Source organism: Saccharothrix sp. ALI-22-I (genome assembly GCF_001984175.1).
Lineage (GTDB): Bacteria > Actinomycetota > Actinomycetes > Mycobacteriales > Pseudonocardiaceae > Actinosynnema.
In genome coordinates this window covers 366,650-393,023 of sequence record NZ_MTQP01000068.1, presented here as the reverse complement: position 1 = coordinate 393,023, position 26,374 = coordinate 366,650, and the positions used below count along the sequence as shown (strand labels likewise).

The 26,374-nt window shown below is 71.3% G+C and carries 23 protein-coding genes; 15 read left to right on the top strand and 8 right to left on the bottom strand.

All coding sequences use genetic code 11. The annotated features are described in order from the left end of the window. Window positions 1–58 precede the first annotated feature (58 nt). Window positions 59–1,333 carry an SWIM zinc finger family protein gene (locus tag ALI22I_RS38515; RefSeq protein WP_077010517.1) on the bottom strand — a complete coding sequence of 425 codons (1,275 nt, stop codon included), beginning with the start codon at window positions 1,331–1,333 and terminating at the stop codon, window positions 59–61. A 39-nt stretch (window positions 1,334–1,372) separates the two neighbouring features. Beyond that, window positions 1,373–2,548: a homogentisate 1,2-dioxygenase gene (locus ALI22I_RS38510; RefSeq protein WP_077010516.1), complete on the bottom strand. Its 1,176-nt coding sequence runs from the start codon at window positions 2,546–2,548 to the stop codon at window positions 1,373–1,375. A 68-nt stretch (window positions 2,549–2,616) separates the two neighbouring features. Here ALI22I_RS38510 and ALI22I_RS38505 point away from each other — a divergent pair, with 68 nt between their 5' ends. The 3 genes from ALI22I_RS38505 to ALI22I_RS38495 are packed head-to-tail and all read left to right on the top strand — an operon-like array spanning window position 2,617 to window position 5,325. Beyond that, complete coding sequence (locus tag ALI22I_RS38505; RefSeq protein ID WP_274523033.1) at window positions 2,617–3,483, top strand: hypothetical protein; 867 nt, start codon at window positions 2,617–2,619, stop codon at window positions 3,481–3,483. Next, a complete protein-coding gene (locus tag ALI22I_RS38500) occupies window positions 3,480–4,670 on the top strand; it encodes a fumarylacetoacetate hydrolase family protein (protein WP_077010514.1) in 1,191 nt (396 codons plus the stop codon). The genes ALI22I_RS38505 and ALI22I_RS38500 overlap by 4 nt, the downstream gene beginning before the upstream one ends. Further along, a complete protein-coding gene (locus ALI22I_RS38495) occupies window positions 4,657–5,325 on the top strand; it encodes an IclR family transcriptional regulator (RefSeq protein WP_077010513.1) in 669 nt (222 codons plus the stop codon). The genes ALI22I_RS38500 and ALI22I_RS38495 overlap by 14 nt, the downstream gene beginning before the upstream one ends. Before the next feature lie 174 nt (window positions 5,326–5,499). Here the strand turns inward: ALI22I_RS38495 and ALI22I_RS38490 are convergent, their stop codons facing one another. Beyond that, a complete protein-coding gene (locus ALI22I_RS38490) occupies window positions 5,500–6,099 on the bottom strand; it encodes a TMEM165/GDT1 family protein (RefSeq protein ID WP_077010512.1) in 600 nt (199 codons plus the stop codon). Window positions 6,100–6,427: 328 nt separating this feature from the next. Between ALI22I_RS38490 and ALI22I_RS38485 the strand changes: the two genes are divergently transcribed. From ALI22I_RS38485 to ALI22I_RS38470, 4 genes are read left to right on the top strand one after another with little or no spacing between them, the layout of a single operon-like run. Continuing rightward, window positions 6,428–7,915: a cytochrome ubiquinol oxidase subunit I gene (locus tag ALI22I_RS38485; protein WP_077010511.1), complete on the top strand. Its 1,488-nt coding sequence runs from the start codon at window positions 6,428–6,430 to the stop codon at window positions 7,913–7,915. Window positions 7,916–7,926: 11 nt separating this feature from the next. Then, complete coding sequence (gene cydB, locus ALI22I_RS38480; protein WP_077010510.1) at window positions 7,927–8,928, top strand: cytochrome d ubiquinol oxidase subunit II; 1,002 nt, start codon at window positions 7,927–7,929, stop codon at window positions 8,926–8,928. After that, complete coding sequence (cydD, locus tag ALI22I_RS38475) at window positions 8,925–12,020, top strand: thiol reductant ABC exporter subunit CydD (protein ID WP_077010509.1); 3,096 nt, start codon at window positions 8,925–8,927, stop codon at window positions 12,018–12,020. Before cydB ends, cydD begins: the two co-directional genes overlap by 4 nt. After that, complete coding sequence (locus ALI22I_RS38470; protein ID WP_077010508.1) at window positions 12,017–13,138, top strand: GAF domain-containing sensor histidine kinase; 1,122 nt, start codon at window positions 12,017–12,019, stop codon at window positions 13,136–13,138. The genes cydD and ALI22I_RS38470 overlap by 4 nt, the downstream gene beginning before the upstream one ends. Before the next feature lie 198 nt (window positions 13,139–13,336). On the opposite strand, the gene ALI22I_RS38465 is transcribed toward ALI22I_RS38470, so the two are convergent. Further along, window positions 13,337–13,969, bottom strand: coding sequence for a response regulator (locus ALI22I_RS38465; RefSeq protein WP_179118496.1), 633 nt, complete (start codon window positions 13,967–13,969; stop codon window positions 13,337–13,339). 60 nt (window positions 13,970–14,029) lie between these two features. Here ALI22I_RS38465 and ALI22I_RS38460 point away from each other — a divergent pair, with 60 nt between their 5' ends. Continuing rightward, on the top strand, window positions 14,030–14,512 hold the full coding sequence (locus ALI22I_RS38460; protein WP_077010507.1) for a GNAT family N-acetyltransferase: 483 nt from the start codon (window positions 14,030–14,032) through the stop codon (window positions 14,510–14,512). Between the two features lie 62 nt (window positions 14,513–14,574). Here the strand turns inward: ALI22I_RS38460 and ALI22I_RS38455 are convergent, their stop codons facing one another. After that, complete coding sequence (locus ALI22I_RS38455) at window positions 14,575–15,189, bottom strand: macro domain-containing protein (RefSeq protein WP_077010506.1); 615 nt, start codon at window positions 15,187–15,189, stop codon at window positions 14,575–14,577. A gap of 103 nt (window positions 15,190–15,292) precedes the next feature. On the opposite strand from ALI22I_RS38455, the gene pheA reads away from it, so the two are divergent. Both pheA and ALI22I_RS38445 read left to right on the top strand, forming a co-directional pair. Further along, the gene (gene pheA / locus ALI22I_RS38450; protein WP_083752319.1) at window positions 15,293–16,186 is read left to right on the top strand and encodes a prephenate dehydratase; all 894 of its coding nucleotides are present in this window, start codon (window positions 15,293–15,295) and stop codon (window positions 16,184–16,186) included. Then, window positions 16,183–16,797 carry a histidine phosphatase family protein gene (locus ALI22I_RS38445; RefSeq protein WP_083752318.1) on the top strand — a complete coding sequence of 205 codons (615 nt, stop codon included), beginning with the start codon at window positions 16,183–16,185 and terminating at the stop codon, window positions 16,795–16,797. Before pheA ends, ALI22I_RS38445 begins: the two co-directional genes overlap by 4 nt. 20 nt (window positions 16,798–16,817) lie before the next feature. Here ALI22I_RS38445 and ALI22I_RS38440 read toward each other — a convergent pair whose 3' ends face one another. Next, window positions 16,818–17,168, bottom strand: a complete 351-nt coding sequence (locus ALI22I_RS38440) for a metallopeptidase family protein (protein WP_077010504.1) — start codon at window positions 17,166–17,168, stop codon at window positions 16,818–16,820. 4 nt (window positions 17,169–17,172) lie between these two features. Beyond that, window positions 17,173–18,246 (bottom strand): septum formation family protein, encoded by a 1,074-nt coding sequence (locus ALI22I_RS38435; protein ID WP_238598769.1) that lies wholly within the window; start codon window positions 18,244–18,246, stop codon window positions 17,173–17,175. 120 nt (window positions 18,247–18,366) lie between these two features. Here ALI22I_RS38435 and ALI22I_RS38430 point away from each other — a divergent pair, with 120 nt between their 5' ends. The 5 genes from ALI22I_RS38430 (at window position 18,367) to ALI22I_RS38410 (ending at window position 24,657) form a co-directional block, all read left to right on the top strand. Further along, window positions 18,367–19,041 carry a hypothetical protein gene (locus ALI22I_RS38430; protein WP_083752317.1) on the top strand — a complete coding sequence of 225 codons (675 nt, stop codon included), beginning with the start codon at window positions 18,367–18,369 and terminating at the stop codon, window positions 19,039–19,041. Beyond that, window positions 19,042–20,205, top strand: coding sequence for a glutathionylspermidine synthase family protein (locus ALI22I_RS38425; RefSeq protein ID WP_077010503.1), 1,164 nt, complete (start codon window positions 19,042–19,044; stop codon window positions 20,203–20,205). It abuts the gene before it with no gap. A gap of 76 nt (window positions 20,206–20,281) precedes the next feature. After that, a complete protein-coding gene (locus ALI22I_RS38420; RefSeq protein ID WP_077010502.1) occupies window positions 20,282–20,734 on the top strand; it encodes a DUF350 domain-containing protein in 453 nt (150 codons plus the stop codon). A 177-nt stretch (window positions 20,735–20,911) separates the two neighbouring features. Next, on the top strand, window positions 20,912–23,578 hold the full coding sequence (locus tag ALI22I_RS38415) for an HAD family hydrolase (protein WP_238598768.1): 2,667 nt from the start codon (window positions 20,912–20,914) through the stop codon (window positions 23,576–23,578). Beyond that, entirely contained in the window at window positions 23,575–24,657 is a 1,083-nt protein-coding gene (locus ALI22I_RS38410) for a class I SAM-dependent methyltransferase (protein ID WP_077010501.1), read from the top strand. Before ALI22I_RS38415 ends, ALI22I_RS38410 begins: the two co-directional genes overlap by 4 nt. Window positions 24,658–24,775: 118 nt before the next feature. Here ALI22I_RS38410 and ALI22I_RS38405 read toward each other — a convergent pair whose 3' ends face one another. Then, window positions 24,776–26,311 carry a DUF2142 domain-containing protein gene (locus ALI22I_RS38405; RefSeq protein WP_077010500.1) on the bottom strand — a complete coding sequence of 512 codons (1,536 nt, stop codon included), beginning with the start codon at window positions 26,309–26,311 and terminating at the stop codon, window positions 24,776–24,778. Window positions 26,312–26,374 lie beyond the last annotated feature (63 nt).

Genomic DNA, 26,374 nt, shown 5'->3' with positions numbered 1-26,374 from the left:
GCGGGCAGATCGTGTGTCGGGAGCCGGTGCCCGGGCCGCGGGCTTGTCCGCTGCATGATCATCCCACCACCTCCGGTGCCCGGCCGGGCTCGGCCACCGCGCCCAGGCGCAGCTCACGGCCGTTCCACAGCCCCCACGCGTCGAACGCCCCACCGCCGGTCAGCGCCAACGCCTGGTCCAGCGCCAAATCCGCCCGGACCCGCACCCCGCGGCCCGTCGCGTCGACCAACTGCCCGGTGTCCTCGGTGATCCGCACCGACGCACACCCCAACGGGTGCAGGCGCTGCCACGGATCGGCCGTCAAGGGCTCCTCCAACCCCGCCAACGCCGCACGCCACGACTCCGGCGCGGGCACCGGCTCCGCCGGCCGCTCCGCCAGCAGCTCACCCACCGCCACCCGGTGCGGCGGCACGCCCGGGTACGGGTGCAACACCCCCTGCACCTGCACCCCGTGCGTCAACGGCGGCACGGGACGCGCGCCGCCCGCCGCGTGCCGCATCGCCACCACCCACCCGTGCGAGCGCCCCCACGCCCACTGCCGCACGGTCCGCACCAGACCGTCGTCGGATTCCAGCCGCAGCAGCGGCACCCAGTGGTCCGACCAGCCCGGACCGCCGCGCACCTCCTCCTCCGCCACGGAGAACCCCAACCGCCGCCGCACCACCGCGTCGGGCGACTCCGCCAGCCGCGCCAGCAGGTGCAACCCGCCCAGCCGGTCCGCCGCGTCGTGCGCCCAGTGCGGCCCGCCACCGGCCACGATGCCGCGGATCTCGTCCACCGCCGACGCCAGCCCCTTGGCCTGCGCGTCGACCATCCGGGCCTGGATCGAGTGCCACCACGCCGCGTCGCGCGCGGGCAACCCCGCGATACCCGCGCCCGCCACGTCGGCCAGCCAGTCGGTCAGCCCCGCCACCCCGGCCCGCACGGCGTTCTGCCTGGCCAGGGCCGTCTTCTCCTTGGCCTTGGCGCGCCGCTCCACCGCCTCCGGCGAGTCGTCCGCGGCGGTGGCGGGGGCGGTGCGGTTGCGGCGGGACAGCCACTCCTCGACCCAATCGGGTGTCGGAGCGACCGGCAGCGGTTCACGCGCGTCGCGCAGCTGCAACGCCAACCCGTGCTTGCACGGGAACTTGCGGGACGGGCAGGAGCACTTCGTCGCGCGGTCGCCCAGGTCGACGCACACCTGGTACGGGTTCTTGCCGCTGCCCTTGCACAGGCCCCACAGGGCGGTGTCGCTGCGACCCGTCCCCTGCCAGCCGGAGGACCCCGCCAGCCGGGTGGCGCTGCTCGCCACCTGGCCGTCCGGGGCCTGCTCCAGAACCGCTTGTGCGTCCATGTCGGCAGACGTTAGAGGCCGGCACCGACAAAAAGTGGATCAAGCCAGGTCAGGGCCGCGACGGGCCCAGGACCAGGCGTACTTCGGGTCCTCGGACGCCAGCGCCGCCTCGCCCAGGTCGAGCGGCCGGAAGGTGTCCACCATGACCGCGGTCTCGTCGAAGTAGTCCACGCCCAGCGACGCCTCGACCGCCCCCGGCTGCGGTCCGTGGGTGCAGCCCGCCGGGTGCAGCGACAGCGAGCCGAGGCCGATGCCCGAGCCCTTGCGCGCCTCGTAGTCGCCGCCGACGTAGAACATCAGCTCGTCGGAGTCCACGTTGGCGTGGTTGTAGGGCACCGGGATGGACAACGGGTGGTAGTCGACCTTGCGGGGCACGAACGAGCACACCACGAAGTTCGGCCCCTCGAACGTCTGGTGCACCGGCGGCGGCTGGTGCACGCGGCCCGTGATCGGCTCGAAGTCGCGGATGTTGAACACCCAGGGGTACAGGCAGCCATCCCAGCCGACTACGTCGAACGGGTGGTTGGCGTAAGTGAACCGGGTGAGGCCGGCCCGGTGCCGCACGAGCACCTCCACGTCCTCGCCGTCGAGCAGCAACGGCTCCAGCGGCCCGCGGATGTCCCGCTCGCAGTACGGGGAGTGCTCCAGGAACTGGCCCTTGGCCGACAGGTACCGCTTCGGCGGCCCGATGTGACCGGTGGCTTCGAGCACCAGGATGTTCATCGGCTCACCCGGCACCACGCGGTAGGTGCACGACGTCGGCAGCACCACGTAGTCGCCCTCGGCGACCGGCAGCGCGCCGTAAATGGTCTCCACGACCCCCTCGCCGGACTGCACGTACAGCAGCTCGTCGCCGGCCGCGTTGCGGTACAGCGGGCTGGGCGCGGTGGCGGTCACGAACCCGATGACCACGTCGGAGTTGCCGAACAGCGTGCGGCGCCCGGTGACCGCGTCAACGTCGTCGTCCCAGGTCAGAGCCGGTGTCTTGAAGTGCCTCGGCTTGAGCGGGAGGTTCGGCTGAAGAGTGCCGCGCGCCTCCTCGACGGTGACCGCGTCGACGATCGCGGTGGGCAGGTGGCGGTGGTAGAGCAGTGCCGAATCGGCCGAAAAGCCCTCCACCCCCATGAGCTCTTCCGCGTACAGCCCGCCGTCCGGTGTGCGGAACTGCGTGTGGCGCTTTCGGGGTATCTCACCCACCTGGCGGTAGTACGCCATGGTTCACTCCGGGCGTTCGATAGTCGGACATCTTTGTTCATTGACCGGTCGCCACTAGCGTGTCAGCCGTGTCAAGCGCCTTCGAACTCCGTGCGCCCGGTCCACGCGGCACTCCGCCCCTGCTCGCGCGGCTTGTCGACGACGCCGCACTGTTCCCGCCGGGCAACGCATCAATGCCCGACGCGATCCGCGGCCACCTCGACGCACGTGCCGGGGAATGGGCGGGTGCCGTGGGGTTGTTCCTGTGCCCCGCGTCGCGACTGGCCGAGCTCATCACCGAGTTGATCAAGGTCAAACCGGTGAAGCCGATCGCCCTGTCGCTGGTCATCGACACGGGTCTGGGAGGTGTGCCCAAGGCCGTGTCGATCGTCGAATCCCGCAGTGAGCTGTTGGCGCTGCGGATGGTCGAGATGCCGGCCCCGTCCGACGTGGACGAGGTGTGGCTCGAACGCGTCTCGGAGTTCGTGCCCGAGGACGTCATCAGGGTCGTCGAGCCGCGGCGGGGCGGTGCCGAGTGGCTGGACGGCGTGCGCCGCGTCATCGAGCACGGCAGCTGGCCCAAGCTGAGGTGTGGCGGGGTCAGCAAGGAGAACTTCCCCAGCGTCGACGAGGTGGCCGACTTCCTGGCGGTGGTGAGCGGCGGCGGCGTGGCCTTCAAGGCGACGGCCGGCCTGCACCACGCCGTCCGGCACACCGACAGCGAAACCGGGTTCACCCACCACGGGTTCCTCAACCTGCTCGTCGCCACCGCGCGGTCCCTGTCCGGTGGTGACGTGCGCGAAGCGCTGGCCAGCACGGATGCGGTCGCGCTCGGCGAGGAGGCCAACGGGTTGTCCGACCAGGCCGCGCACGCCGTCCGCGGTGTGTTCGCCTCCTACGGGTCGTGCTCGCTGGACGAGCCGATCAACGACCTGGAGGAGCTGGGTCTGCTGTGAGCTGGATCGACGACCCAGCGTTCACCGCCGACGCGCCGTTCGGGCCGCAGACGCTGCCCTACGGCGTGCTGCCCGGCGGTGTCGCGGTGCGGGTGGGCAACCAGGCCCTGCTGCTGCGCGGGCTGGCCCTGGGCGAACGGTTGGCGCCCCTGGTGGCCACGGGGTCCCTGGACGCCCTGCTGGCAGCCGGACGGCCCGTGTGGAGCGAACTGCGGGCGCGGCTGGTCGAGATCGTCTCGTCCGCGTCCGCGCCCCGCGGTGCGGAGCTGGTGGCGTTGGACGGAGCCGTGCTGCCGTTCACCGTGGCCGACTACGTGGACTTCTACTCGTCGCGGCACCACGCGGAGAACGTCGGCCGGATCTTCCGGCCCGACGGCGAGGCGCTGGTGCCGAACTGGACGCACATGCCCATCGGCTACCACGGCCGGGCGGGGACGGTCGTCGTCTCCGGCACGCCGATCGTGCGGCCGCACGGACAGCGGCGGTCGTCGTCCGGTCCGGTCTTCGGGCCCACCGGGCGGCTGGACATCGAGGCCGAGGTCGGGTTCGTGTGCGGCGGGCCGGTCGCGTCGCGGCTGACCCCGTCGCAGGCGGCCGACCACGTGTTCGGCGTGGCGCTGGTCAACGACTGGTCCGCGCGGGACATCCAGGCCTGGGAGTACCAGCCGCTCGGGCCGTTCCTGGGCAAGTCGTTCGGCACGTCGATCTCGGCGTGGATCACGCCGCTGGAGGCGTTCGCGGTGGCCCGCGTCTCGCCGCCGCCGTTGGGCAACGACGTGCTGCCGTACCTGGTCGAGGAACGGTCGTGGGGTCTGGACATCGACATCGAGGTCGAGTGGAACGGCACGGTGGTGTCCCGGCCGCCGTTCCGCGAGATGTCGTGGACGTTCGCGCAACAGCTCGCGCACCTGTCGGTGAACGGCGCTACCGTTCGGCCGGGCGACTTGATCGCGTCGGGCACCGTGTCCGGCCCGGCCCGCGACGAGCGCGGCTCCTTCCTGGAGCTGAGCTGGGGCGGGAAGGAGCCGGTGGCGCTCGGCGGCGGCGAGCGGACGTTCCTGGAGGACGGCGACACGGTGCGGATCACCGCGACGGCCCCGGGTGAGGGCGGTTCGGTCGTCGGTCTGGCCGAGGTGGTCGGCACGATCGCGCCCGCCGACGAGAGGTTGGGCGTTGGTCAGACCTGATCCCCGCGGCCGGTTGCCGGCACCCGCTTCGAAGGAGAGCTCGCTGACCCTGGAGCGGGGCCTGGCCCTGCTCCAGGCGGTGGCCGACGCCGAGTCCGAGGCGCCGTCGATCAGCGAGCTGGCGGCGGCCATCGGCGCTTCGCGGGCGGCGGTGTACCGGCTGCTGGTGCCGTTGCAGTCGCGCGGGCTGGTGCGGCGCGAGGGGTCGAAGGTGCGGCTCGGGCTGGGGGTGCTGCGGCTGGCGTCGAACGTGCTGCCGCAGCTCCGGCTGGCCGCGCAGCCCGCGCTGCGGACGTTGGCGGAGACCGTGGGCGCGACCGCGCACCTGACCGTGGCCGACGGCAGCGAGGCGCAGGCGGTGGCGGTGGTCGAGCCGTCGTGGACGGCGTACCACGTGGCGTACCGGGTCGGGTCGCGCCACCCCGTGCACCGGGGTGCGGCGGGCAAGGCCATCGGGCTGTCGCCGGAAGGACGCCAGTGGGTGCACTCGACGGGCGAGCTGCAGCCGGGGGCGTTCGGTGTGGCGGCGCCGGTGCGCGGAGTGCCCGGATTACGGGCCAGTGTGGGCGTGGTGGCCTTGGAACGGCTGGACGGCGACGTAGTGGGGCCGCAGGTGGTGCGGGCGGCTCAGGAGGTCGCTGACGCGTTGCGCTGAGGTTCGGCGGGCGGACTTCGTCCAGGGCGGACTTCGTCCAGGGTGGACTTTCTCCGGGGTGGACTTCGAGGCCGCCGTCTTCGTCGAGGACGATCCGGCGGCCCCGGTAGGTGCGTTGGGCGATCTCCACGTCACGCTCGTCGAAGTCGCGGTGGAACACCGGGATGCCGCGCATCAGCTTGAGACCGTCTGCCAAGCCGCGACCAGGGCGAACGCGGTGAAGATGAAGCCGCTCACCCGTTGGATCAGGTGGGTCGGGATGCGGGTGGCGATCTTGCGGCCTACCAGGACCGCGATGGCGGCGACGGTGGCCAGGGCCAGGAACGCGCCCAGGCCGACGAACACCGGGGTGCCGTAGCGGGCGGAGAGGGCGGCGGTGGCGAGTTGGGAGGCGTCGCCCCACTCGGCGGCGAACAGCACGCCGAACGACGTGAGCGCGGCTCGCCAGAACGTCACCTGTCCGGGGCCACCGCGAGTGGCGTCCGCCTCGTTGTCGTCCTTGGAGAAACCTTCCTTCAGCAGCAGGAACGCGCCCACGCCGAAGAGCACCGCCACGACGCCTGTGACCACCCGATCGGGTAGCAGCGTGAGCACTCCGCCGAAGGTCGCGGCCATCACGCACTGGATCGCGAACGCCGCCGTGACGCCCGCGAAGACCGGCCACGGTCGGTACCGGGTGGTGAGGACCAGGGTGGCGACCATGGTCTTGTCCGGCAGCTCGGCCAGGAAGATGATCGCGAAAGCCGTCGCGAGGGCGACGAGTTCGGGTGCCATGGGAACCTCCGACGTCCGATACGAACCCGGACGGAGGCAGCACGACCCCGACCGGGCGTGGTGCACTGCCCGGCCGGAGGTCTCGTTCGCCCGCTCGTGAACAGCGGGTGAGGGACCGGATCCGCGCTAAGGCGCTAGGCGGATCAGTATGTCGATCCTCTCGCCCCGGTCGTGGTGACCCGGGGGAACTACTCCCCTCTGGCGTTCACATCGTACCTCGCGCAGGCGTTCGACCAGGACGTGACGGTGCACACCGGGACCTTGGTCCCGGCCCACGGGGGACCCTCGTACCTGATCGCGACCCCTCGCCGGGTCTACGTTCGATCACGTGGACGTCCTAGACCTGGCGCGGTGGCAGTTCGGCATCACCACCGTCTACCACTTCCTGATGGTGCCGCTGACCATCGGGCTCTCCCTGCTGGTGGCGGGGATGCAGACCGCGTGGGTGCGCACGGGTGATCGCAAGTACCTGGCGATGACCAAGTTCTGGGGCAAGCTGCTGCTGATCAACTTCGCCATGGGCGTGGTCACCGGCATCGTGCAGGAGTTCCAGTTCGGCATGACCTGGAGCGCCTACTCGCGGTTCGTCGGCGACGTGTTCGGCGCGCCGCTGGCGATGGAGGGCCTGGTCGCGTTCTTCGTCGAGTCGACGTTCCTCGGCCTGTGGATCTTCGGCTGGGACCGGCTGCCGAAGAAGGTGCACCTGGCGTGCGTGTGGGCGTTCTCGCTGGCCACGATCGCCTCGGCGTACTTCATCCTGGCCGCGAACTCGTGGATGCAGCACCCCGTCGGCGTCGAGTTGGTGGACGGGCGGGCCCGGCTCACGTCGATCTGGGCCGTGCTGGGCAACAACACCGTGCTGGCCGCGTTCCCGCACACGATCTTCGGCGCGTTCGCCGTCGCCGGGACGTTCCTGGTGGGTGTCGCGGCGTGGCACCTGTGGCGGCGCAGCGACGACGGGCCGGTGTGGCGCGCGTCGGTCAAGTTCGGCACGTGGGTGGGTGTTGTCGCGTTCACCGGGCTCGCGATCACCGGTGACGTGCAGGGCAAGCTGATGTTCGAGCAGCAGCCGATGAAGATGGCGGCGGCCGAGGCGTTGTGCCACACCGAGTCGCCCGCCTCGTTCTCGGTGTTCGCGCTCGGCGACGTGTCGCGGCCGGACTGCGAGAACGTCAAGAGCGTCACGGTGCCCGCGCTGCTGTCGTTCCTGGCGCACAACGACTTCACCACCGAGGTCAAGGGCATCGAGGACCTGGTGCCGATGTACCAGGAGAAGTACGGCGCCAACTACCCGGTGGACCCCAAGCTGGGCGAGCTGTCGGGCAAGCCGATCGACTACGTGCCCAACCTGCCCGTGACGTACTGGGGCTTCCGGCTGATGATCGGGTTCGGTGCCATCGCGGTCGGCGCGGGGCTGCTGATGCTGTGGCTGACCAGGGGCGGCAGGGTGCCGCGCGGGCGGTGGTTCGCGTGGCTGGCGCTGGGCAGCATCGCGACGCCGTTCCTGGCCAACAGCTTCGGCTGGATCTTCACCGAGATGGGGCGGCAGCCGTTCGTGGTGGTGCCGAACCCGAGCGGGGTGGACGGGGTGTGGATGTTCACCGCGCGTGCTGTGTCGTCGTCGACACCGGGGGAGGTGTTGACGTCGCTCATCGCCTTGACGCTGGTCTACGGGGTGCTGGCCTGCGTCGAGGTGTTCCTGATCCGGCGGTACGTCCGCGCGGGGGTCGCGGGCGTACTGCCGGGTCCCGAACCTGATGACGACAAGCCCGATGACGGCACCAAGTCCGACGACGTCCTGACGTTCGCTTACTGAGAGGGGGAGCCGTGGAGACGTTCTGGTTCTGCGTGATCGCCCTGCTGTGGCTGGGCTACCTGTTCCTGGAGGGGTTCGACTTCGGCGTCGGCATGCTGCTGCCCGTGCTCGGGCGGTCGGAGACCGAACGGCGGGTGCTGATCAACACCATCGGGCCGGTGTGGGACGGCAACGAGGTGTGGCTGCTGGTCGCGGTCGGCGCCACGTTCGCCGCGTTCCCGGCCTGGTACGCCGCGCTGCTCAGCTCGGTCTACCTGCCGGTGACGTTGTTCCTGCTGGCCCTGATCGGACGCGGGGTGGCGTTCGAGTACCGGGGCAAGGTGAACTCGGCGCGGTGGCGGCGGGTGTGGGACGTGGTGATCGTCGCCGGGTCGTGGACGGCCGCGCTCGGGGTCGGGCTGCTGCTGTCGGCCACCGTGTTCGGGATGCCGCTGGACGCCGCCGGTGACCGCGTCGGGTCGCCGTTCGCGGCGATCCGGTTGGAGACGCTGCTCGGTGCGGTGGCGGTGGCCGGGTACGCGTTGGTGCACGGCGCGGTGTTCCTGTCCCTCAAGACCGAGGGTGAGGTGCGGGAACGGGCCCGTGCGCTGGCGTTGAAGATCGCGCCGTTCGCGTTGCTGCCGTTGCTGGTGCTGCTGCTGATCGTGCAACTGCGGTTCGGGTCGGTGTGGACGTGGGGTGCGTCGATCGTGGTGGCGATGGCCGCGCTCGGTGCCTACGGGCGGTTGCTGCTGCGGCGTGAGGGGCAGGCGTTCGCGTTGATGGGCGTGGTGGTGGCCGCGACGGTGGCGGCGTTGTTCGGCGCGCTGTACCCGGACGTGCTGCCGTCCACTTTGGACCCGGCGTGGTCGTTGACGGTGGCCGGCGCCGCGTCGAGTCCGTACACGTTGACCGTGATCACCTGGGTGGCGGCGTTCGGCACGCCCGCGGTGCTCGTCTACCAGGGGTGGACCTACTGGGTGTTCCGCAAGCGGATCGGTGTCAAGCACATCCCGGAGGTGCACGTCCCGTGAACTTCCCCGGAGCCCCTTCCGCCAAGAAGCCGGGGAACGGCCCGCTCGGCGCGCTGCCTGCGCTTTCGCGCTCGGCGCGCCGGGCGTTGGCCCTGTGCGCGGTGCTGGCCGCGCTGACGGCGGGCGCGTTGGTGTGGCAGGCCGTGGCGTTGGCGTCGGCGCTGGTGACCGGCGGGTCGTTGTGGGTGCTGGCGGGCGCGGTCGTGGTGCGGGCCGTGCTGGCCTGGGTGACCGAGTCGGTGGCGGCGCGGGCGGCGGCGGGTGCGAAGGAGGAACTGCGGGCGGCGGTGCTGGACCGGGCGTTGGGGCTGGGGCCGTCGTGGATCGTGTCGCGCGGGCCGGCGTCGCTGGCGGTGTTGGCCACCAAGGGGTTGGACGCGCTGGACGCGTACTTCACCCGCTACCTGCCCGCCTTGGTGACGACGGCCGTGGTGCCGGTGGCGGTCGGGGTGTGGATCTTCTTCGCCGACCCGACGTCGGCGGTGCTGATCGCGGTGACGCTGCCGTTGATCCCGGTGTTCGCGATCCTGATCGGTCGGTTCACGTCGGCGCGGGTGGCCGAGGCGGCGTCGGCGCTGGAGCGGTTGTCGGGGCGGTTGGCCGAACTGGTGCGCGCGCTGCCGGTGTTGACGGCGTTCGGGCGTGCGGCGGCTCAGGCGTCGGCGGTGCGTGAGGTGGGGGAGCGGTACCGGCGGGCGACGATGGGGACGTTGCGGGTGGCGTTCCTGTCGGCGTTGGTGTTGGAGATCGTGGCTTCGCTGTCGGTGGCGTTGATCGCGGTGGGGATCGGGCTGCGGCTGGTGTCGGGGGAGATGACGCTGGTCACGGGCCTGGTGGTGTTGATCCTGGCGCCGGAGTGCTACCTGCCGCTGCGTGCGGCCGGGGCGGCTCACCACGCGTCGGAGGACGGTGTGGAGGCGGTGCGGCGGGTCGCGGAGATTCCCTCCACCACGACCTCGGTTGCTGCTGTCGCGCCGGTTGCCGGGGTGGAGGTCCGTGACCTTCGGGTGCAGCGGCGGGGGCGGTTTGCGCCGGATGGGGTCGGTCTTCGGGTCCGGCCGGGCGAGGTCTACCGGTTGGATTCGCCCAGTGGGGCCGGTAAGTCGACGCTGTTCGGGGTGTTGTTGGGGTTTGTGGCGGCCGATGGCGGGTCCGTTTCGGTCGATCGGTCGGCTATCGCCTGGGTGCCGCAGCGGCCCGCGTTCGCCGGTCGGACCGTGGCTGACGAGTTGGAGTTGACCACCGGTCGGGTCGATCACGACGTGCTGGCGTCGGTGGCGGCCGAGCACCTGGTGGCGCGGCCGATCGCGGAGTTGTCGACCGGTGAACGGCAGCGTGTCGCGGTGGCCCGTGCGTTGACGCGGGTTCGGGACGGCGCGACGGTGTTGTTGCTGGACGAGCCCACGGCGCACCTCGATCCGGCGACGGCCGCCAAGGTGATGAGCGCGGTGCACCAGGCCGCTGCCTCGGGGGCGGCGGTGCTGCTTGCTACTCATCGGCTGGTCGGCGGGCAGGCTTCGGATGTCACGGCGGCTCGTGAGGTCGAGGTGCGGGCCGACCGGTCGGCTGCTTCACGGTCACCGCGTCCTACCGGACGGGTGTTGGCGGGTGCACTGTTGGGCACGGCGGCGTCGTTGAGCGGTGTGGCGTTGACGGCGGTGGCGGCTTACCTGATCGCCAAGGCGGCGACGCAGCCGCCGATCCTGACGCTGTCCGTGCTGGTGGTGGGCGTGCGGACGTTCGCGCTGGCCAAGGGCGTGCTGCGGTACCTGGAGCGGTTGGTCTCGCACGACGCCGCGTTCCGGTACGCCGAGTCGTTGCGGGTCCGGTTGTGGCGCGGCCTCCGGCCGGGGCAGGCCGAGTTGACCAGGCTGGTGGACGACGTCGACACGGTCCGGGATCTCGTCCCGCGAGTGCTCCAACCGCCGCTGGTGGCGGTGGGTGTGTCGGTCGCGGCGGTGGTGTTGTTCGCGTTCATCCAGCCGATGGCGGGCCTCGCCCTGGCGGTGGCGCTGGTGGTGGGTGGGACGTTGGCGCCGGTGGTCGCGGTGCTCACCGAACGTCGTGCCACGGCGGTGCTCGCCAGGGGGCGGCGGTACGTGTCGGAGCAGGTGTTGACGCTGCTCACCGCCGCGCCGGACCTGATCGCGTTCGGCGCGGACCGCAAGGTGCGCGCCGAGTTGGCCGTTCAGGACGCCGAACTGGCCCGGCTGGCCCGCCGACAGGCGCTCGGCGCGGGCGCGGCGATCGGGATCGTGCACCTGACGACCGGGTTGGCCTCGGCGGTCTGCATCGGCCTCGCAGGTGGTGTCGACCCGCTGCTGGTGCCCGTGCTCGGCTTGGTGCCGCTCGCGTTGGCCGAGGTGTTGAGCGCGCTGCCCACGGCCGCCCAGCACCGGGCCGCGCTGCGCGAGTCCTACGGACGGATTGTCGAACAATCGCTTGTTCACGTTGAGCCGTCGGCGCGGGTGGAGCAGGTGGCGGTCGGTGGGGCGGTCGGGCTTGAGGGGGTGACGGTGCGGTGGCCGGGGAGTGCGGAGCCCGTGCTGGAGCGGGTGTGCGTGGACCTGCCGGCCGGCGCCAAGGTGGCCGTGGTCGGGCCGTCGGGGGCCGGTAAGTCGAGTCTGTTCGCGTTGCTGCTGGGGTTCCTCGAACCGGAACGCGGGCTGGTGTGGCGGCCGGAACGGGTGGCCTGGTGTCCGCAGGAGCCGATGCTGGTCTCGACCACGGTCCGCGAGAACCTTCGACTGGGCGACCCCCGAGCGGATGACGACCGGCTGCTGTGGGCACTCGACGTCGCGGGCGTCCGGGTCGGTCTCGACACCATGATCGGCCCCACGCTGCTGTCCGGCGGGGAGGCCCAGCGGGTCGCGTTGGCCCGCGCGCTGCTCTACGACGCCGATCTCGTGCTCCTCGACGAGCCGACCGCCCACCTGGACGAACCGACCGCTCAAGCGCTGCTCGCACGACTGGACGACGTCCTCCGCGACAAGACCGTCATCCACATCACCCACCGACCGGAGGAAGCCGACCGCGCCGACGTGGTGCTGGAAGTCGCCGAGGGGCGGATGCGGACCAGGGCCTACCGTTGACCACCGTGGACCCCGCCCGCGTGCTCGCCGCGTCGACCGAGATCACCTCGGCCGCCCTCGCGGGTGACGACCCGGACGCCGTGCTGCCGCTCGTGGTGCGCAGCGCCGTCGAACTCGCCGGGGCGGACCTCGGGCTGGCCATGGTCACGGCGGACGACGGCACGCTGACCGTCGAGGCGTCCTCCGGTGACGACGACCCGGTCGGGATCGTGCTGTCCAGCCGTTCGTCGGCCGCACGGGCGGCGCGGACCGGTGTGCCGGTGGTCGCCGACGACTTCACCACCGACCCGCGCACGGCGCCGTTCGTGCCCAAGGCGCTGCGCGGCTACGGGCCGTTCGCGGTGGCGCCCTTCGGCACCAGGGAACGCAAGATCGGCGCGCTGGCCGTGTACCGGCGCAAGGGCGCGCAACCGTTCAGCCCGGACACCGTCGAAGTGCTCGCCGCGTTCGCCGCGCAGGCCGGTCTGGCGGTGGTGCTGGCCGAGGGTTCGACGGCGCGCCAGCGGGTGGCGGTCTACCAGGAGCGCGAGCGCATCGCGCGCGACCTGCACGACGTGATCATCCAGCGCCTGTACGCGACCGGCGTGCAACTGGACCTGCTCGACCGGCGGCTCAAGCTCGAAGGGCGGGAGGCCAAGCGCCTCGCGGACGCCGTCGACCAGCTCGACCAGACCATGGCCGAAGTCCGTGCGACCGTCCGTGCGTTGCGCAGCGCCGACCCCGGCAAACCCGCCGACGTCGACCTCAAGCGATCCGTGCTGGCGGAGGCCCGGACCGCCGGCGAGCTGCTGGGTTTCGAACCGGAGGTGCGGACCGAGGGCGATGTGGCCGACGTGCCCGCCGACCTGGCCGACCACGCCCGGGCGGCACTGCGGGAGGCGTTGTCGAACGTCGTGCGGCACTCAGGCGCCCGGCACGTGGGAATCGCGCTGCGCAGGACCCCCGATCGACTGGACCTGGAAGTCACCGACGACGGCTGCGGCATTCCGCGCGGAGTCGCCAAACGGGGTCTGCGACACCTGGAGGAACGCGCCCTGGCCGCCGGCGGCGGGTGCGAGATCACCTCGTCACCCCGCACCGGCACGACGATCACGTGGCACGTGCCGTTGACCGGCTGACCCACCGCCCGGCTCCCTGGCGGAGTTGTCCACAGGCGACGCCGGAGCGCCCGGAATTGTCGGTCCGTTGTGGCAGGGTAAAGCAGGGGTCCCCTTGGCGGGGACGTCTGCGTAGCCGGTGCGTGGTAGCCGGTGCGTGCGGCGTGCCGGTGGCCGGGTGCGGCAAGTCCGGGTGCGGCAGTCCGGTGGTCGGTCGGGTCAGCGGGAGCGGCGGGCTACCCACGCGGCGGCTTGGGTGCGGCGTTCCATGCCGAGCTTGGACAGCACCGCGGTGACGTAGTTCTTCACCGTCTTCTCCGCGAGGAACAGGCGTTCGGCGATCTGCCGGTTCGTCAGCCCTTCCCCGATCAGGTCCAGCACCCGCCGTTCCTGCTCGGTCAACGCGTCCAGCACGTCCACCTCGACCGGCCGTCGCATTCGGTCGAGTACGCGGGCCGTGGTCTGCGGGTCCAGGAGTGATCGGCCGGCGGCGACCTCGCGCACCGCCGTCACCAGGTCCTGTCCACGCACCTGCTTCAACAGGTACCCCGACGCGCCGGCCATGATCGCGCCGACCAGCGCTTCCTCGTCGTCGAACGCGGTCAGCACCAGGCACCTCGGCCCGTCCGGCAGGGCGCGCAGGCGTCGGCACAGTTCGACGCCGCCGCCGCCGTCGGGCAGCCGCACGTCCACCACGGCCACGTCGGGCCGTGTCACCCCCGCCCGGACCAGGGCCTCGTCCACCCCGCCCGCCTCGGCGACCACCGAGATGTCGTCCTCGTCCTCCAGCAGTTCGCGCAGCCCTCTGCGCACCACCTCGTGGTCGTCTACGAGCAACACTCGCACCGGCACGAAACAACCATAGGGCGAATGCCGGTACCCACCGCGCTCGGTCGCCAAGACAGTGCAGGGATGCTCGTACGCGCGATCGAGGAAGCCGACCGGATCGTCGTCGGCAGACTGGTGTTGGAGCTGTGGGGCGCGCACACCGCCGTCGCCCACGGCCAGGTGTTCTTCCCGGCCAGCCTGCCCGGCTTCCTGGTCGAACAGCAGGAGCAGGTCGTCGGACTGCTCACCTACGCCGCCACCGACGGCCACCTGGAGATCGTCACCATCGACGCGCTGCGAAGAGGCAGGGGCGTCGGCAGCTCGCTGGTCGACGCCGCGGTGCGCCGCGCCCGGCAGCTCGGCTGCTCCCGGGTCCGGCTCACCACGACCAACGACAACCTCGACGCCCTGCGCTTCTACCAACGCCGCGGCTTCCGGCTCACCGCGCTGCGCCCGGACGCGGTTCGCGAGGCACGTCGGCTCAAGCCGGAGATCCCCAGCGTCGGCGATTACGGCATCCCCAAGACCGACGAGCTGGACCTGGAGCGTTGGGTCGCTCCACGCTAGTTGTCCACAGGTTCCAGGCAGGCTGTCCACAAGTTGTGCACAACCCCGCGCGACCACCGGTCCTATCGACTGGGCAGCGGGCTGAACACCTCGTCCCACGCCGCCGCGACCTGGCGGGCGCAGGTGGCGGGTGCGACCCCGCCGATCCCGGTGCCCAGCCCGGGCATGGCGATCGTGCGGATCACGGCGCGCATCGGGCGGCCGTCGTCGAGCCGCCCGCCCAGCCACAGCCGCAGCACGGCGCGCGCGGCCAGGTACGGGTGCACGGTGTCCTCGGGCAGCAGCTCACCGGGCAGCCGCATGGTCGGCGCGCTGATCAGCCACTCGGGTTCCGGCTCGCCGGTCGGCACCACCTGCGCCTCGCCCACCGGCAGCTCACCGCCGTGCAGACCCAGCACGGCACTGCGCACGTTGCCCTCGACCTGGGGGAACGCCCGCGCGTACACCGCGTCGATGCCCCCGCGCATCCAGCCGGAGGAATTGGCGGGGCTCACCACGGCCTCGGCGAGGATGTCGAGCACCGAGCCCCGGTGCACCTCCACGCCGGTCCGGCCGTCGGCCACCGCGCGCCAGGCACGGGCCAGCGGTTCGTCGACGGCGCACAACACCAGGCGGGGAACTGCTACCGGAGCGTTGATCTCACCCTCCGTATCGGCGGCGGACACAGCTCCCAGCATTCCAGGAGAACCCGTTGCTGCGGAACGGGGGCAGGCACCCGTCAGGCGGGTGATCCTCGCCTCAACCACGGCCACCGGACGTGCTGCTCGTATCGTTTGCGCCGTGCTCGCCTATCTCGGACCGCTGGGAACGTTCACTGAGCAAGCCGCGCGCGGCTTCGCCTCTCCGCAGCAGGAGTTGGTGCCGTTCGACACGGTGCTCGCCGCCCTCACAGCCACCCGCCGGGGGGACACCCAGTCGTCGTGCGTGCCGGTGGAGAACTCCGTCGAGGGCGCGGTGCCAGCGACGATGGACGCGTTGGCGGAGGGTGAGCCGCTGATCGCGGTGGCCGAGGCGGTGCTGCCGGTGCGGTTCAGCGTGCTGGTCCGGCCCGGCGGTGGCCCGGTGCGCACGGTTGCCAGCCACCCGCATGCGTTGTCGCAGGTCCGGCACTGGATCGCCGAGCACCTGCCGGCCGCCGAGGTGGTCGCCACGACGTCCACGGCCGTCGCGGCGCGCTCTGTGTCGCAAGGTGAGTTCGACGCCGCCGTGTGCGCGCCGGTGGCCGCCCAGCACTACCCGCTGGAGGCGCTGGCCACCGACGTGGCCGACGTGCGGGACGCCAAGACCCGGTTCCTGCTGGTCCGCCCGCCCGGCCCGCTGCCGGAGCCGACCGGCCACGACCGGACGTCCGTGGTGTGCACGGTGTCGGACCGGATCGGCGCGCTGTCGGAGCTGCTGACCGAACTGGCGTTGCGCGGCATCAACCTGACCCGGATCGAGTCGCGGCCCACCAAGGGCAGGCTCGGCGAGTACCGGTTCTACATCGACTTCGACGGGCACGTGGCCGAGCCGCGGGTGGGCGACGCGCTGGCCGCGCTGCACCGGCACTGCCCGAGGACGAGGTTCCTCGGCTCGTACCCGAAAGCCGAGCCGGCCGGCCGGGTGGCGGGCAACGAGGAGTTCGTGGCAGCCGCCCAATGGGTGGAGACAGTGCGGAGGGGGCAGGGCGCATGAGGTTGATCCTGGTCAGACACGGCGAGACGGCGTCGAACCTGAAGATGGCGCTGGACTCGCTGCCGCCGGGGCCGCCGCTGACCCAGGCCGGGGTGGCGCAGGCCGCCGCGCTGGCGGAGGCGTTGGCCGACGAGTCGGTGGTGGCCGTCTACGCCAGCACGGCGGTCCGCGCGCAGCAGACCGCCGAGCCGGTCGCGTCGGCCCACGGTCTGCAGGTCGAGGTCGTGGACGGCGTGCAGGAGATCTTCTGCGGTGACCTCGAAGGACGGCACGACCGGGAGGCGTTCGAGATCTTCATCGCCACCCTGACGCAGTGGGCCGAGGGTGACCTGGACGTGCCGCTGCCCGGCGGCGAGAGCGGCCGCCAGGTGCTCGACCGCTACCTGGCCGCGGTGGACAAGATCACCGCGAAGCACCCGGACGACGACACGGTCGTGCTGGTCAGCCACGGCGGGTCGCTGCGGATGGCGGCGCTGGCGCTGGCCGTCAACGTGACGCCCGCGCTGGCCGAAGCGGGCCTGCTGCCCAACACCGGCCGCGTGGTGCTCGAACGCGCCGCGAACGGCTGGCGCTGCACGTCGTGGACCGGCGTGGACGTGATCGACGGCTGACCCGCTGACCCTCTGACCCGCTAACCCCAGCCCAGTTCGTGCAGCTTGGCGTCGTCGATGCCGAAGTGGTGCGCGATCTCGTGCACCACGGTGACGACGACCTCCTCGACCACGTCGTCCTCGTCGCGGCAGATGTCCAGGATCGCCTCGCGGTAGATGGAGATGCGGTCCGGCAGGACGCCGCCGTAGTCGCTGGTCCGGCTGGTCAGGGCGATGCCCTGGTAGAGGCCGAGCAGGCTCGGCTCGTGCTCGTTGCGGTCCTCGACGAGCACCACCACGTTGCTCATCGCCGCCGCGAAGTCCGGCGGGATGAGGTCCAGGGCCTCGCCGACCAGTTCCTCGAACCGCTGACGGGTCATCTCCACCGGCACGTCGTCACCTCGATGGCGTGGTCGTGGTCGTGGCGGTCGTCGTCTCGCTCTCGTCCGGCTTCGAGGGCTTCGTGCCGGACGAGGACGGTGCGGCCGAGCTGGTGTTGGACTCGGAGTGCAGCGGCGCGCCGGTCGCGTCCGCCTGCTGCACGGCCGTCGTCTGCGGCGGGTTCGACGTGGTCAGCGGCGGCGCGTTGGGGTTGCGCACGCTGCCCTGCCACGCGGTCAGACCGCCGTCCGTCGGTGTCGCGCCGACCTTGCAGTTGGCCAGCCGCGAGCCGGCCGCCCAGCTCTCCGGCGCCCTGGTGTCCCAGGTGAAGATGAGGCCTTGGGCCCTGATGTCGACGCCGCCGGTGTACTCGGCGGTGATCCGGGCGCACTCGCCGGCCATGAAGTCGTCCTGCGCCTCCGCCGCTGGGAACTCGCCCGGCGGCAGCGCCACCACGCCGGTGATCTCGAACGTGTGCGGCTGCACGCACTCCACCGGGTCGGCCACCGATCTGGTCTCGGTGATGCCCAGGCACACGCCCGGGTCGTACACGTCGGACTGGTCCTGGGTGCGCGCGGTGCCGTAGGCCGGGAGCAGCCCGCCCGCCGGACCGGCCACCTGCAGGCCGCAGCGCAGCGTGCGCTGCCCCTCGCCCCACAGCCGTTCACCGGGGTTGAGCGGACCGACCGTGTACTTGCCGAACGGGTCGAACTTGCCGCCCAGGTAGTCCAGCGACATCTTGGCGCACTGCTCCTGGCTGATCTGCTGCCACTGCGCGTCGTCCGGGAACGGCGCCTGCGGCCCGTGCGCGGCGGAGATGTCGGCCACCCCGGTCACCTCGAACAGGTGCTGGCTGGCGCAGTCGACCTTCGCGACGTCCGCCAGGTCCTTCCTGGTCCAGTTCAGGCAGTCACCCGCCTGAGCTGCCATGACGGGGTTCACCGTGGTCGCGCCCGCGCCGGCGAGACCGCCCGCGCCCACCGGCCAGGAGGTGAAAGTGCTCAGGGCGAGCAGTAAAAACGCGCCCGCAGACGCGCCGAGCATGACCAAGTGGTCACCACGACGAAACCAGCGCGCGGTCACGGACATCTACTCCATGATGCCTGTGTCGGCCGACGAACCCTTCGGGCGGGTGGAGTGTGTTGCTTTTAGGCCACTCGTCACCCAATCGGCGGCCGATCTCTGTACCGTCCCCGCCGGGAGTGGCTGATGACTGAGAACGACAACACCGGGAACGCCGCGTCGCCCGGCCAGGGTGGGAACAGCGGACCGAACGGACCGGGTGGACCGGGGCCGCAGGGCGGTGGCGCGACGCCGCCGCCGTACGTGCCGCCGACACCGCAAGGACCGCAGACACCGCCGGGTGGACGCGGCCAGATCCGCAACCAGGAGCCGGGCGTGACCAAGCCCCGGCCGCCGTCGGTGGCCGAGCAGCGTGCGCGCGCCCAGGCGATCGAGCAGCAGCGTGAGCAGCAGCTCGCCCTCGAAGCCGAGGAGAAGCGCAAGAAGAAGCTGCGCAAGCGGCTGCTCGTCGGCGGTGGCGTGGCTGTCGGCGTGGTGGGCGTGGTGGCCATCTGGTACGCCGTGTCCAGCCCCGACGACGTCGAGGCGCAGTGCACGCAGGACGACGTCGTGGTCGAGGACCAGTACTGCGACGAGAACTACGCGCGTTCCCATGGCGGGTACGTGAGCAGCGGCTTCATCTACATCGGTGGCAGCTCCTACCGCTACCACTACGGCGGTGCCAGCACCCCGATCGGCCAGAAGGTCAGCGGCGGCAGCTACACCGTGCCCAAGGGCGCGAACGTGGTCACGAAGTCCGGCACCACCGTCCAGCGCGGCGGTTTCGGCGTGTCCGGCGGCAGCAAGAGCGGGGGCAGCTGAGTGCGCCGGGAGTCCTCCACGCCCCGGCCGAACTGGCAGCGCACCGTCGCCGACCAGGGGCTCGTGTTCGGCGCGCCGGCCAAGGCCGCGGACGGCAGCCCCCGCCCGTACTGGGACGAGTCGGCGCACTACGTCTTCGAGATGAGCGACGTGCTGTCGCTGGAGGCGGACGTCGAGCTGCTGCACAGCATGTGCCTGGAAGCCGTGGACAACGTCGTGCTCACCGAGCGCTACCGGGACTTCGGCATCAACGAGTGGCTGTGGCCGGCGATCGGCGAGTCGTGGAAGCGCCGCGACCCGCACGTCTACGGGCGGTTCGACCTGCGCTACGACGCCCGTGGCCCGGCCAAGCTGCTGGAGTACAACGCGGACACGCCCACGTCGCTGCTGGAGGCGTCGGTCGTCCAGTGGAACTGGAAGACCGACGTGTTCCCCGACGACGACCAGTGGAACTCCATCCACGAGAAGCTGGTCGAGCGCTGGGCCGAGATCGGCGACCGGCTGCCGTCCAACGAGCTGCACTTCACCTGGTCCGGCGCGGACCCCTCCGGTGAGGACCACGTCACCGTGGCCTACCTCCAGGAGACCGCGGCCGAGGCGGGCATGAACACCGTCGGCCTGGCCATCGAGGAGATCGGCTGGGACTCGCTGCTCAAGCGGTTCGTCGACCTCGAAGACGCCCCCATGGGCACGGTGGTGAAGCTCTACCCGTGGGAATGGGTGGTGGACGAGCAGTTCGGCCGCTTCGCGGTGGAGAGCCTGCCCGGCACCCTGTGGGTCGAGCCGCTGTGGAAGATGCTGCTGTCCAACAAGGCACTGCTGGCCGTGCTGTGGGAGATGTACCCCGGCCACCCGAACCTCCTGCCCGCGTTCCTGGACGAGCCAGGCCTCCTCACGGAGTACGTGCGAAAGCCGCGTCTGGGTCGGGAAGGCGCGAACATCCAGATCGTCGCCCCCGGCTACGAGACCCAGACCGGCGGGGTCTACGGCAAGGAGGGCTTCGTCTACCAGCTGTTCGACCCACTGCCCGAGTTCGACGGCTACCGGCCGGCGCTGGGCGCGTGGATCGTCGGCGACACCGCGGCCGGCCTCGGCATCCGGGAGACAGTCGGCCTGGTCACCGACGACGGCGCGGCCTTCGTACCGCACAGGATCGCCGGATGAGACTCCCCGCACGCACGTCGTCACCGGCTCCTTCACCGGCGGCACAACCGATCAATTCGCACACCATGGAGGGTCAGTGATCTCCCCACTCGCGTTGGACTCCGGCTTCGGCGCCGCCATCGGCCAGGGCGTCGGCGCGATCGCGCTGTACGCCGTCGTCGGCCTGGTGCTGATGGTCGTCGGCTTCTACGCCATCGACTGGACCACCCCGGGCAAGCTCAGCGTGCTCGTCCGCGGCGGCGCGCCGAACGCGGTCATCGTGACCTCGGCGGGCCTGGTGAGCATGGCGCTGATCGTGGTCGTGGCGATCTACAGCTCGGCGGGCAAGCTGGACGAGGGCCTGCTCTCGGCCCTGATCTTCGGCTTCGTCGGGATCATCGTGCAGGTGCTCGCGGTGCGGCTGCTGGAGTGGGTGACCAGGCTCGACATCGGTTCGCTGATCGAGTCCGAGCGGTTCGCCCCGGCCAGCGTCGTGGTCGCCGCGGCACACGTCGCGCTCGGTCTCGTGGTCGCCGTCGCCATCTCCTGAGCTCTGCCGAGCGGACCTTTGGCGGAGCCGGTACCCTGTCCGGCCCGCGGGGTGCCCGTGGCGTCACCGGTATGGGCGTCACCGGTATGGTGGGCGCCCAGGTCGGCAGGACACACGCCGCGGGCGTTCGCGACGCGGCGCCGCCCCGGTTTTCGCCGTGGAGCACGGAACTAACAGATGGGGGTCGCCGCGATGACCGAGGCCGCGGGCAAGCGCACACACGCGCTGCTGGAGGACGTGCACCGGATAGTCGCGGACCGGTCGTGCGCGGTGCTGTCGTTCGACGTCTTCGACACGATCCTGTGGCGGAGGGTGCCCCGTCCGGCGGACGTGTTCGGCATCCTCGGGTCCCGGCTGCGCTCGGCCGGGCTGGCGCCGTCGTGGATGACGGACGCGACGTTCCGGAAGATGCGGATCGCGGCCGAGGCCAAGGCCCGTGACGACCGCGGCGACCTGGGCCCCGAGGTGTCGCTGTTCGACATCTGGCGCGCCATGCCGACCGGCACGTTCGACGGCTCGCTGCTGGACAAGCTGGTCAAGGCCGAGGTCGAGGTGGAACGCGAGTTCACCGTGGTCGACCTCGACATGGCCGAGGTGATCCGCGAGGCGGACCGCAACGAAGTGCCGATCGTGCTGGTCTCGGACACGTACTTCACCGAGGAGCAGCTGACCTACCTGCTGGACCGGCCGGAACTGGACGGGCTGCGCAAGGCGCGGGTGTTCCGCTCGCACCAGCACGGCACGGACAAGACCAACGGCCTGTTCGAGATCGTGTTCAACGAGCTCAACCTCAGCCCCGAGCAGATCGTGCACATCGGGGACAACGAGATCGCCGACATCGAGGTCCCGGCCGAGCTGGGCGTGCGGGTGGTGCACTACCGCCGCGTCGACCAGCCGCTGGCCGTCGTGCTGGAGCGCGAGGGCGAGCCGGAGCACCCGTTCGGCCCGTACGCGCCGCACCTGGACGAGAACAACGGCGACTTCGGCATCACCAGCCTGCGGGCCAAGGTGCTGCAGGCGTCCGGCGCGGACAGCGAGTCCGGCCGCGACACCGCGTGGCGGTACGGCGCCGCCGTCCTCGGCCCCGTGATGACCGGCTTCGCCGAGTGGGTCGCGTGGCGTGCGCACGAGTCCGGCACCCGGGTGCTGTGGTGCCCGATGCGCGAGGGCGACCTGCTGTCCACGCTGGTCAACAACGCCGCCAAGGAACGCGGGTGGGACGTCGAGGCCAGGCCGATCTGGCTGTCCCGGCACGTCACCTCGCTGGCCGCGCTGGACCGCTTCGACGTGGACTCGGTGCACGAGTTCATCCGCCGCAGCTACAAGCTTTCGATCCGCGAACTGCTGTCCGTGCTGCACCTGCGCGCGGGCGAGGTGCCGAGCCTGGCCAACGAGCTGGACTCGGTGGTGGACAACGGCGACATCGCCGAGCGCGTCGCCATCGCGCTCACCGAGTCGCCGCACCTGCAGAACCGGCTCAAGGCCACCGTCACCGCGGCCCGCGAGCGGATGGTCCGGTACCTGCGCTCGACCGGCGCGCTGGACAGCCCCTACCTCACCCTGGTCGACCTCGGCTGGGGCGGCACCATCCAGCGCCAGCTCGCCCAGGCGTTGAAGGTCGCCGACATCGACATCAAGCCCGCCGGGCTGTACCTGGCCACCGACGACCGGTCGGTGCGCGCCTACCTGGCCGGTCTGCGCGCCGAGGGCTACCTGGCGCAGGCGGGCCACCCAGTCGACATCGCGGCCACCATCGTGCGCAGCCCCGAGGTGCTGGAGCAGTGCGTCAACGCGCTGTGCGGCTCGCTGGTGGGCTTCACCGAGGACGGCGCGCCCGTGCTGGGTCGCGTCACCGAGTCGAGCACGCAGAACGCCGAGCGGCTGGCCGCGCAGGAGGGCATGCTGGCGTTCCAGCGCATCTGGAACAGCTACGTCAGCGCGTCCGGTGGCACGTGGTCCGACCTGGCCCGCCCGCAGGCGGCGAAGGACCGGCTGGCGAACATCCTGGTGTCCGCGCTGCGGGCGCCGACGCCCGGTGAGGCCGCCGTGTTCGGCAGCTGGGCGCACGAGGACAACTTCGGCTCCACCATGGTCACCAAGGTGGTCCCGGACGACCTGGTGGCGGCCCTGCCGTACCTGTCGCCGCTGGACCTCGAAGACCTGGGCATGCGCGACTCGTTCTGGCCCGCGCTGCTCGCCGCCTCCGACACCGGGCTGGCCGCCGCGAGCAAGGCGCTGACCGCCGGGCTCGTCGACCCCGACGTGTTCGAGCCGACCGGCGAGCCGTTCGAGACCGCGCTGCACTACCGCACCGGCGCGGACGAGTGGGAGAGCGGCGGTCGGCGACGCGTGCGGATCAACCGCAACGGCCTGTCGTTCGCCCGGCTCGACTTCGAGCACCACGACGTCATCGACCTGTCGCTGGCCATCCCCGGCCGGCCCGCGATCGTGCGGGTCGACTGGATCGAGGTCCGGGGCAACGCGGGCCGCCGCCCGCTGCCCGAGCCGCTGCGCTGGGAGACGCCGGAGGACTTCGCCGGCATGAGCTACACCGGCTGCCGCTGGCTCGGCGGGAACATGATCGAGTTCGGCGGCGAGAAGTCGGCGCTCGTGCTGCGAGTCGCCGGGCGCGCCGGCGCGCCCATGTCGTCCGGGCAGGTCACCGTGGCGTTCGCGGTGCTGCCGCAGTCGTTGTCGAACCTGTCCGCCCGTCCGCCGTCGACCGCATCGCGGGTCGCGCGGATCAGCGGCAGGCTGCGTGAGGAGTACCGGGCCCGCGGGGCCACGGGTGTGGCCGCGGGCGCCGCACGGGTGGCGATCCGCAAGCTTGGAGGCGCTTCGTGAACCAAGGTGTTGACGTCATCGGCAGCAGGGAAGACCCCCACGCCCAGATCAGGATGGCGCGCGCGCTCCCGGTGATGTTGCACTCCCTGTCGGCGTTGCGCGAGCAGTTCGCGATCATCTTCGCCAACCGGAAGATCGACACGGTGGTGGAGGTCGGCGTCGAGTCCGGCCAGGTCAGCTCCATCTACACCGAGCTGGGCGCCTCGGCCGTGCACTGCGTGGACCCGTTCCCCTCGGACGAGCTGCGCGCCACGCTGGCCAAGAACCCGCTGTTGCACCTGGTCGAGGGCCACTCGCCCGCGGTGCTCGCCGAACTGCCGATCGCGGACCTGTACGTGCTCGACGGCGACCACAACTACGCGGTGGTCCACGCCGAGGTCACGTGGATCATGCAGAACGCGCCGGACGCCGTCGTCGTGCTCAACGACGTGCTGTGGCCGTGCGCGCGGCGGGACCTGTACTACGAGCCCTCGCCGTTGACCGGTGACGACAAGCACGAGTCGTCGTCCGACGGGCCCACCGTGTGGCACGACGAGCTGACGCCCGCGGGCCTGGTCGGGCTCGGCGCGTTCACCTGGGCGGTGCAGGCCGGCGGTGAGCGCAACGGTGTGCTCACGGCCGTCGAGGACGCGGTGACCGAGGCCGGCGCCGCCGACTGGCTGCTCGAAGTGGTGCCCGCGGTGTTCGGCATCGGGTTCCTGATGCGCAAGGCCGCTCCGGGCACGAAGAAGATCATGGACCAGTTGCGGCCGTTCACGTCGTCGAAGCTGTTGGCGACGATGGAGGGCAACCGGATCGCGCTCTACACCCGGGTGCTCCAGATGCAGTTCGAGGCGGTCGCGCACGCCGACGACGCCGACCGGCTCGCCGAGACGGTCGCGACGCAGCGGCACGAGATCGAGCACCTGCGGGCCGAGCTGGAGAAGCGCGAGAACCAGGTCCACGAGCTGAGACGGGCGAACCAACTGCTGGAACAGCAGCTCCGCGACCCCCTCTCCGTCGCCCCACCGGATCTGGGCTCCGCCGTCAACCACCTGGGCCGAGCCGCCGCCGCCCGCATCCGCAAGTCCCGCCGCTAACCCCCGCCTCACCAAAGAGGCCCGGCCACCCGGCCGGGCCTCTTTTCTCGCACCCACTCCCGAGAGTCCAACGTTCAGAACGCGCGTGTCCAACGTTCAGAACAGGCGAGTTGAACGCTCAGGAACGGCCTACGCCTGCCGGAACGGGCTCCGCCGCGACCTCGGAGCCGGACTCCGCCTCCGGCGTGTCCTGCGCGGGCTGGGGTACGCGGGAAGCCACCCAGTACATGGCCACCAGCACGATCACGCCCGCCGCGCCGAGCACGAGCGGTAGCACCGAGCCGCCGTACGGCGGGTGCCAGCTGCCCTTCAGCGGGTTCATGATGGCCAGACCCGACTGCCACCGGATCATCGTGTACGCCAGGCACACGAAGTGGATCGGCAGCAGCAGGAACGCCAGCAGCCGCGTCATCGACCTAAAGTGCTCCGCGGTCAACGCCCGGTGCGCCAGGACGTGCGCGGCCAACAGCGGGATGCCCACGGCGCCCGGCAGGAAGTACCGGCCCTGGTTGAACCAGCTGGTCTCGTTGATCAGCAGGATCTCCATGCCGACGTACGGGACGAACGTGCCGATGAAGTAGGCCGTCAACCGCCACCGCTGCGACCGCTTGCCGACCACCAGCGCGCCCAGGACCAGCAGCCCGAGCGCGGCGAACCAGGCGACGTAGACCAGGCGCGGCATGAGCGTCTCGGCCCAGCCCATCACGCCGACCATCTGGTTGGCGATGTTCGGCCACATGTCCAGGAACGCCAACTTCAGCACGTCCTTCATGGCGTACCCGAAATCACGGTCCGCGAGCTCGGCGGTGCCGGCGAGCACCGTCCACAGCCCCGAGGCGACCGTGGCCAGCACGACCACCCCGGTCCAGATCCGCACCACCCGCTGCTTGAGCAGGTACTTCAGCCGTTGCCACGACACCGGCACCAGCATCACGCCGACGATCACGACGAGCCACATGACACCGCTGAACCGGGGCGTCACCAGCACGCTCGCCGACACACCCGCCAACGCCACGGCGGCCCGGTTCACGTCTTCCCGCTTCTCGTGCAGCAGGGCGATCAACGCGATCGCCAACGTGACGCCGGAGGTGATCTCGATGCCGTTCGGGTTGATCGCGCCGCCCAGGTGCGCCGTCATCGGCGTCACCGCCGCGACCAGGCCCGCGAGGGCCGCCCGGTGCCTCGTCCAGCGGACCGCCGCCACCACCGCGAACGCCAGCATCGCGGCCATCAGCGCGCTGTTGATCAGGCGCGCGAGCATGATGCCCTTCCACTCCGGCCAGATGGCGATCGGCCAGCCGACCGTCGCGTAGTAGACCGGGTTGTAAAGGGCCGCGGACACGAACGCGAGCACCGGCGTGGAGTCACCGCCCGGCTGCTGCGCGCAGCTCGCCGGCACCGTGACCTGCATCGGGAAGCAGCTCTGGTGCTTGCCGTCCGGGGCGTTGTTCTTGTCCAGGCTCCGCGGCACGGGGTACACGCGGGCCGGCCCCACCAAGAGGTCGCCCTGCATGACGCCCACGGCACGCAGCGCGTGCGACTCCTCGTCCGGAGGACCGTCGAAGGGAGCGGCGAAGGACCAAGCCGCGTGCAGGAGCCAAAAGCCGATAAAGGCGACCAGCCAAAGCCGTGCACCCGAACGTCGGTTCGTCACGGCCGCGTATCCTATGCGACTGTGGTGGACCCTCTTGATTCAGTCCGGTCTCGAGCCGGCCGG

Coding starts and splice junctions, on each gene's coding strand:
- ALI22I_RS38515 (WP_077010517.1), bottom strand. CDS start 1,333: ATGGACGCACAAGCGGTTCTGGAGCAGGCCCCGGACGGCCAGGTGGCG.
- ALI22I_RS38510 (WP_077010516.1), bottom strand. CDS start 2,548: ATGGCGTACTACCGCCAGGTGGGTGAGATACCCCGAAAGCGCCACACG.
- ALI22I_RS38490 (WP_077010512.1), bottom strand. CDS start 6,099: ATGGCACCCGAACTCGTCGCCCTCGCGACGGCTTTCGCGATCATCTTC.
- ALI22I_RS38460 (WP_077010507.1), top strand. CDS start 14,030: ATGCTCGTACGCGCGATCGAGGAAGCCGACCGGATCGTCGTCGGCAGA.
- ALI22I_RS38455 (WP_077010506.1), bottom strand. CDS start 15,189: ATGCTGGGAGCTGTGTCCGCCGCCGATACGGAGGGTGAGATCAACGCT.
- ALI22I_RS38445 (WP_083752318.1), top strand. CDS start 16,183: ATGAGGTTGATCCTGGTCAGACACGGCGAGACGGCGTCGAACCTGAAG.
- ALI22I_RS38435 (WP_238598769.1), bottom strand. CDS start 18,246: ATGTCCGTGACCGCGCGCTGGTTTCGTCGTGGTGACCACTTGGTCATG.
- ALI22I_RS38430 (WP_083752317.1), top strand. CDS start 18,367: ATGACTGAGAACGACAACACCGGGAACGCCGCGTCGCCCGGCCAGGGT.
- ALI22I_RS38415 (WP_238598768.1), top strand. CDS start 20,912: ATGGGGGTCGCCGCGATGACCGAGGCCGCGGGCAAGCGCACACACGCG.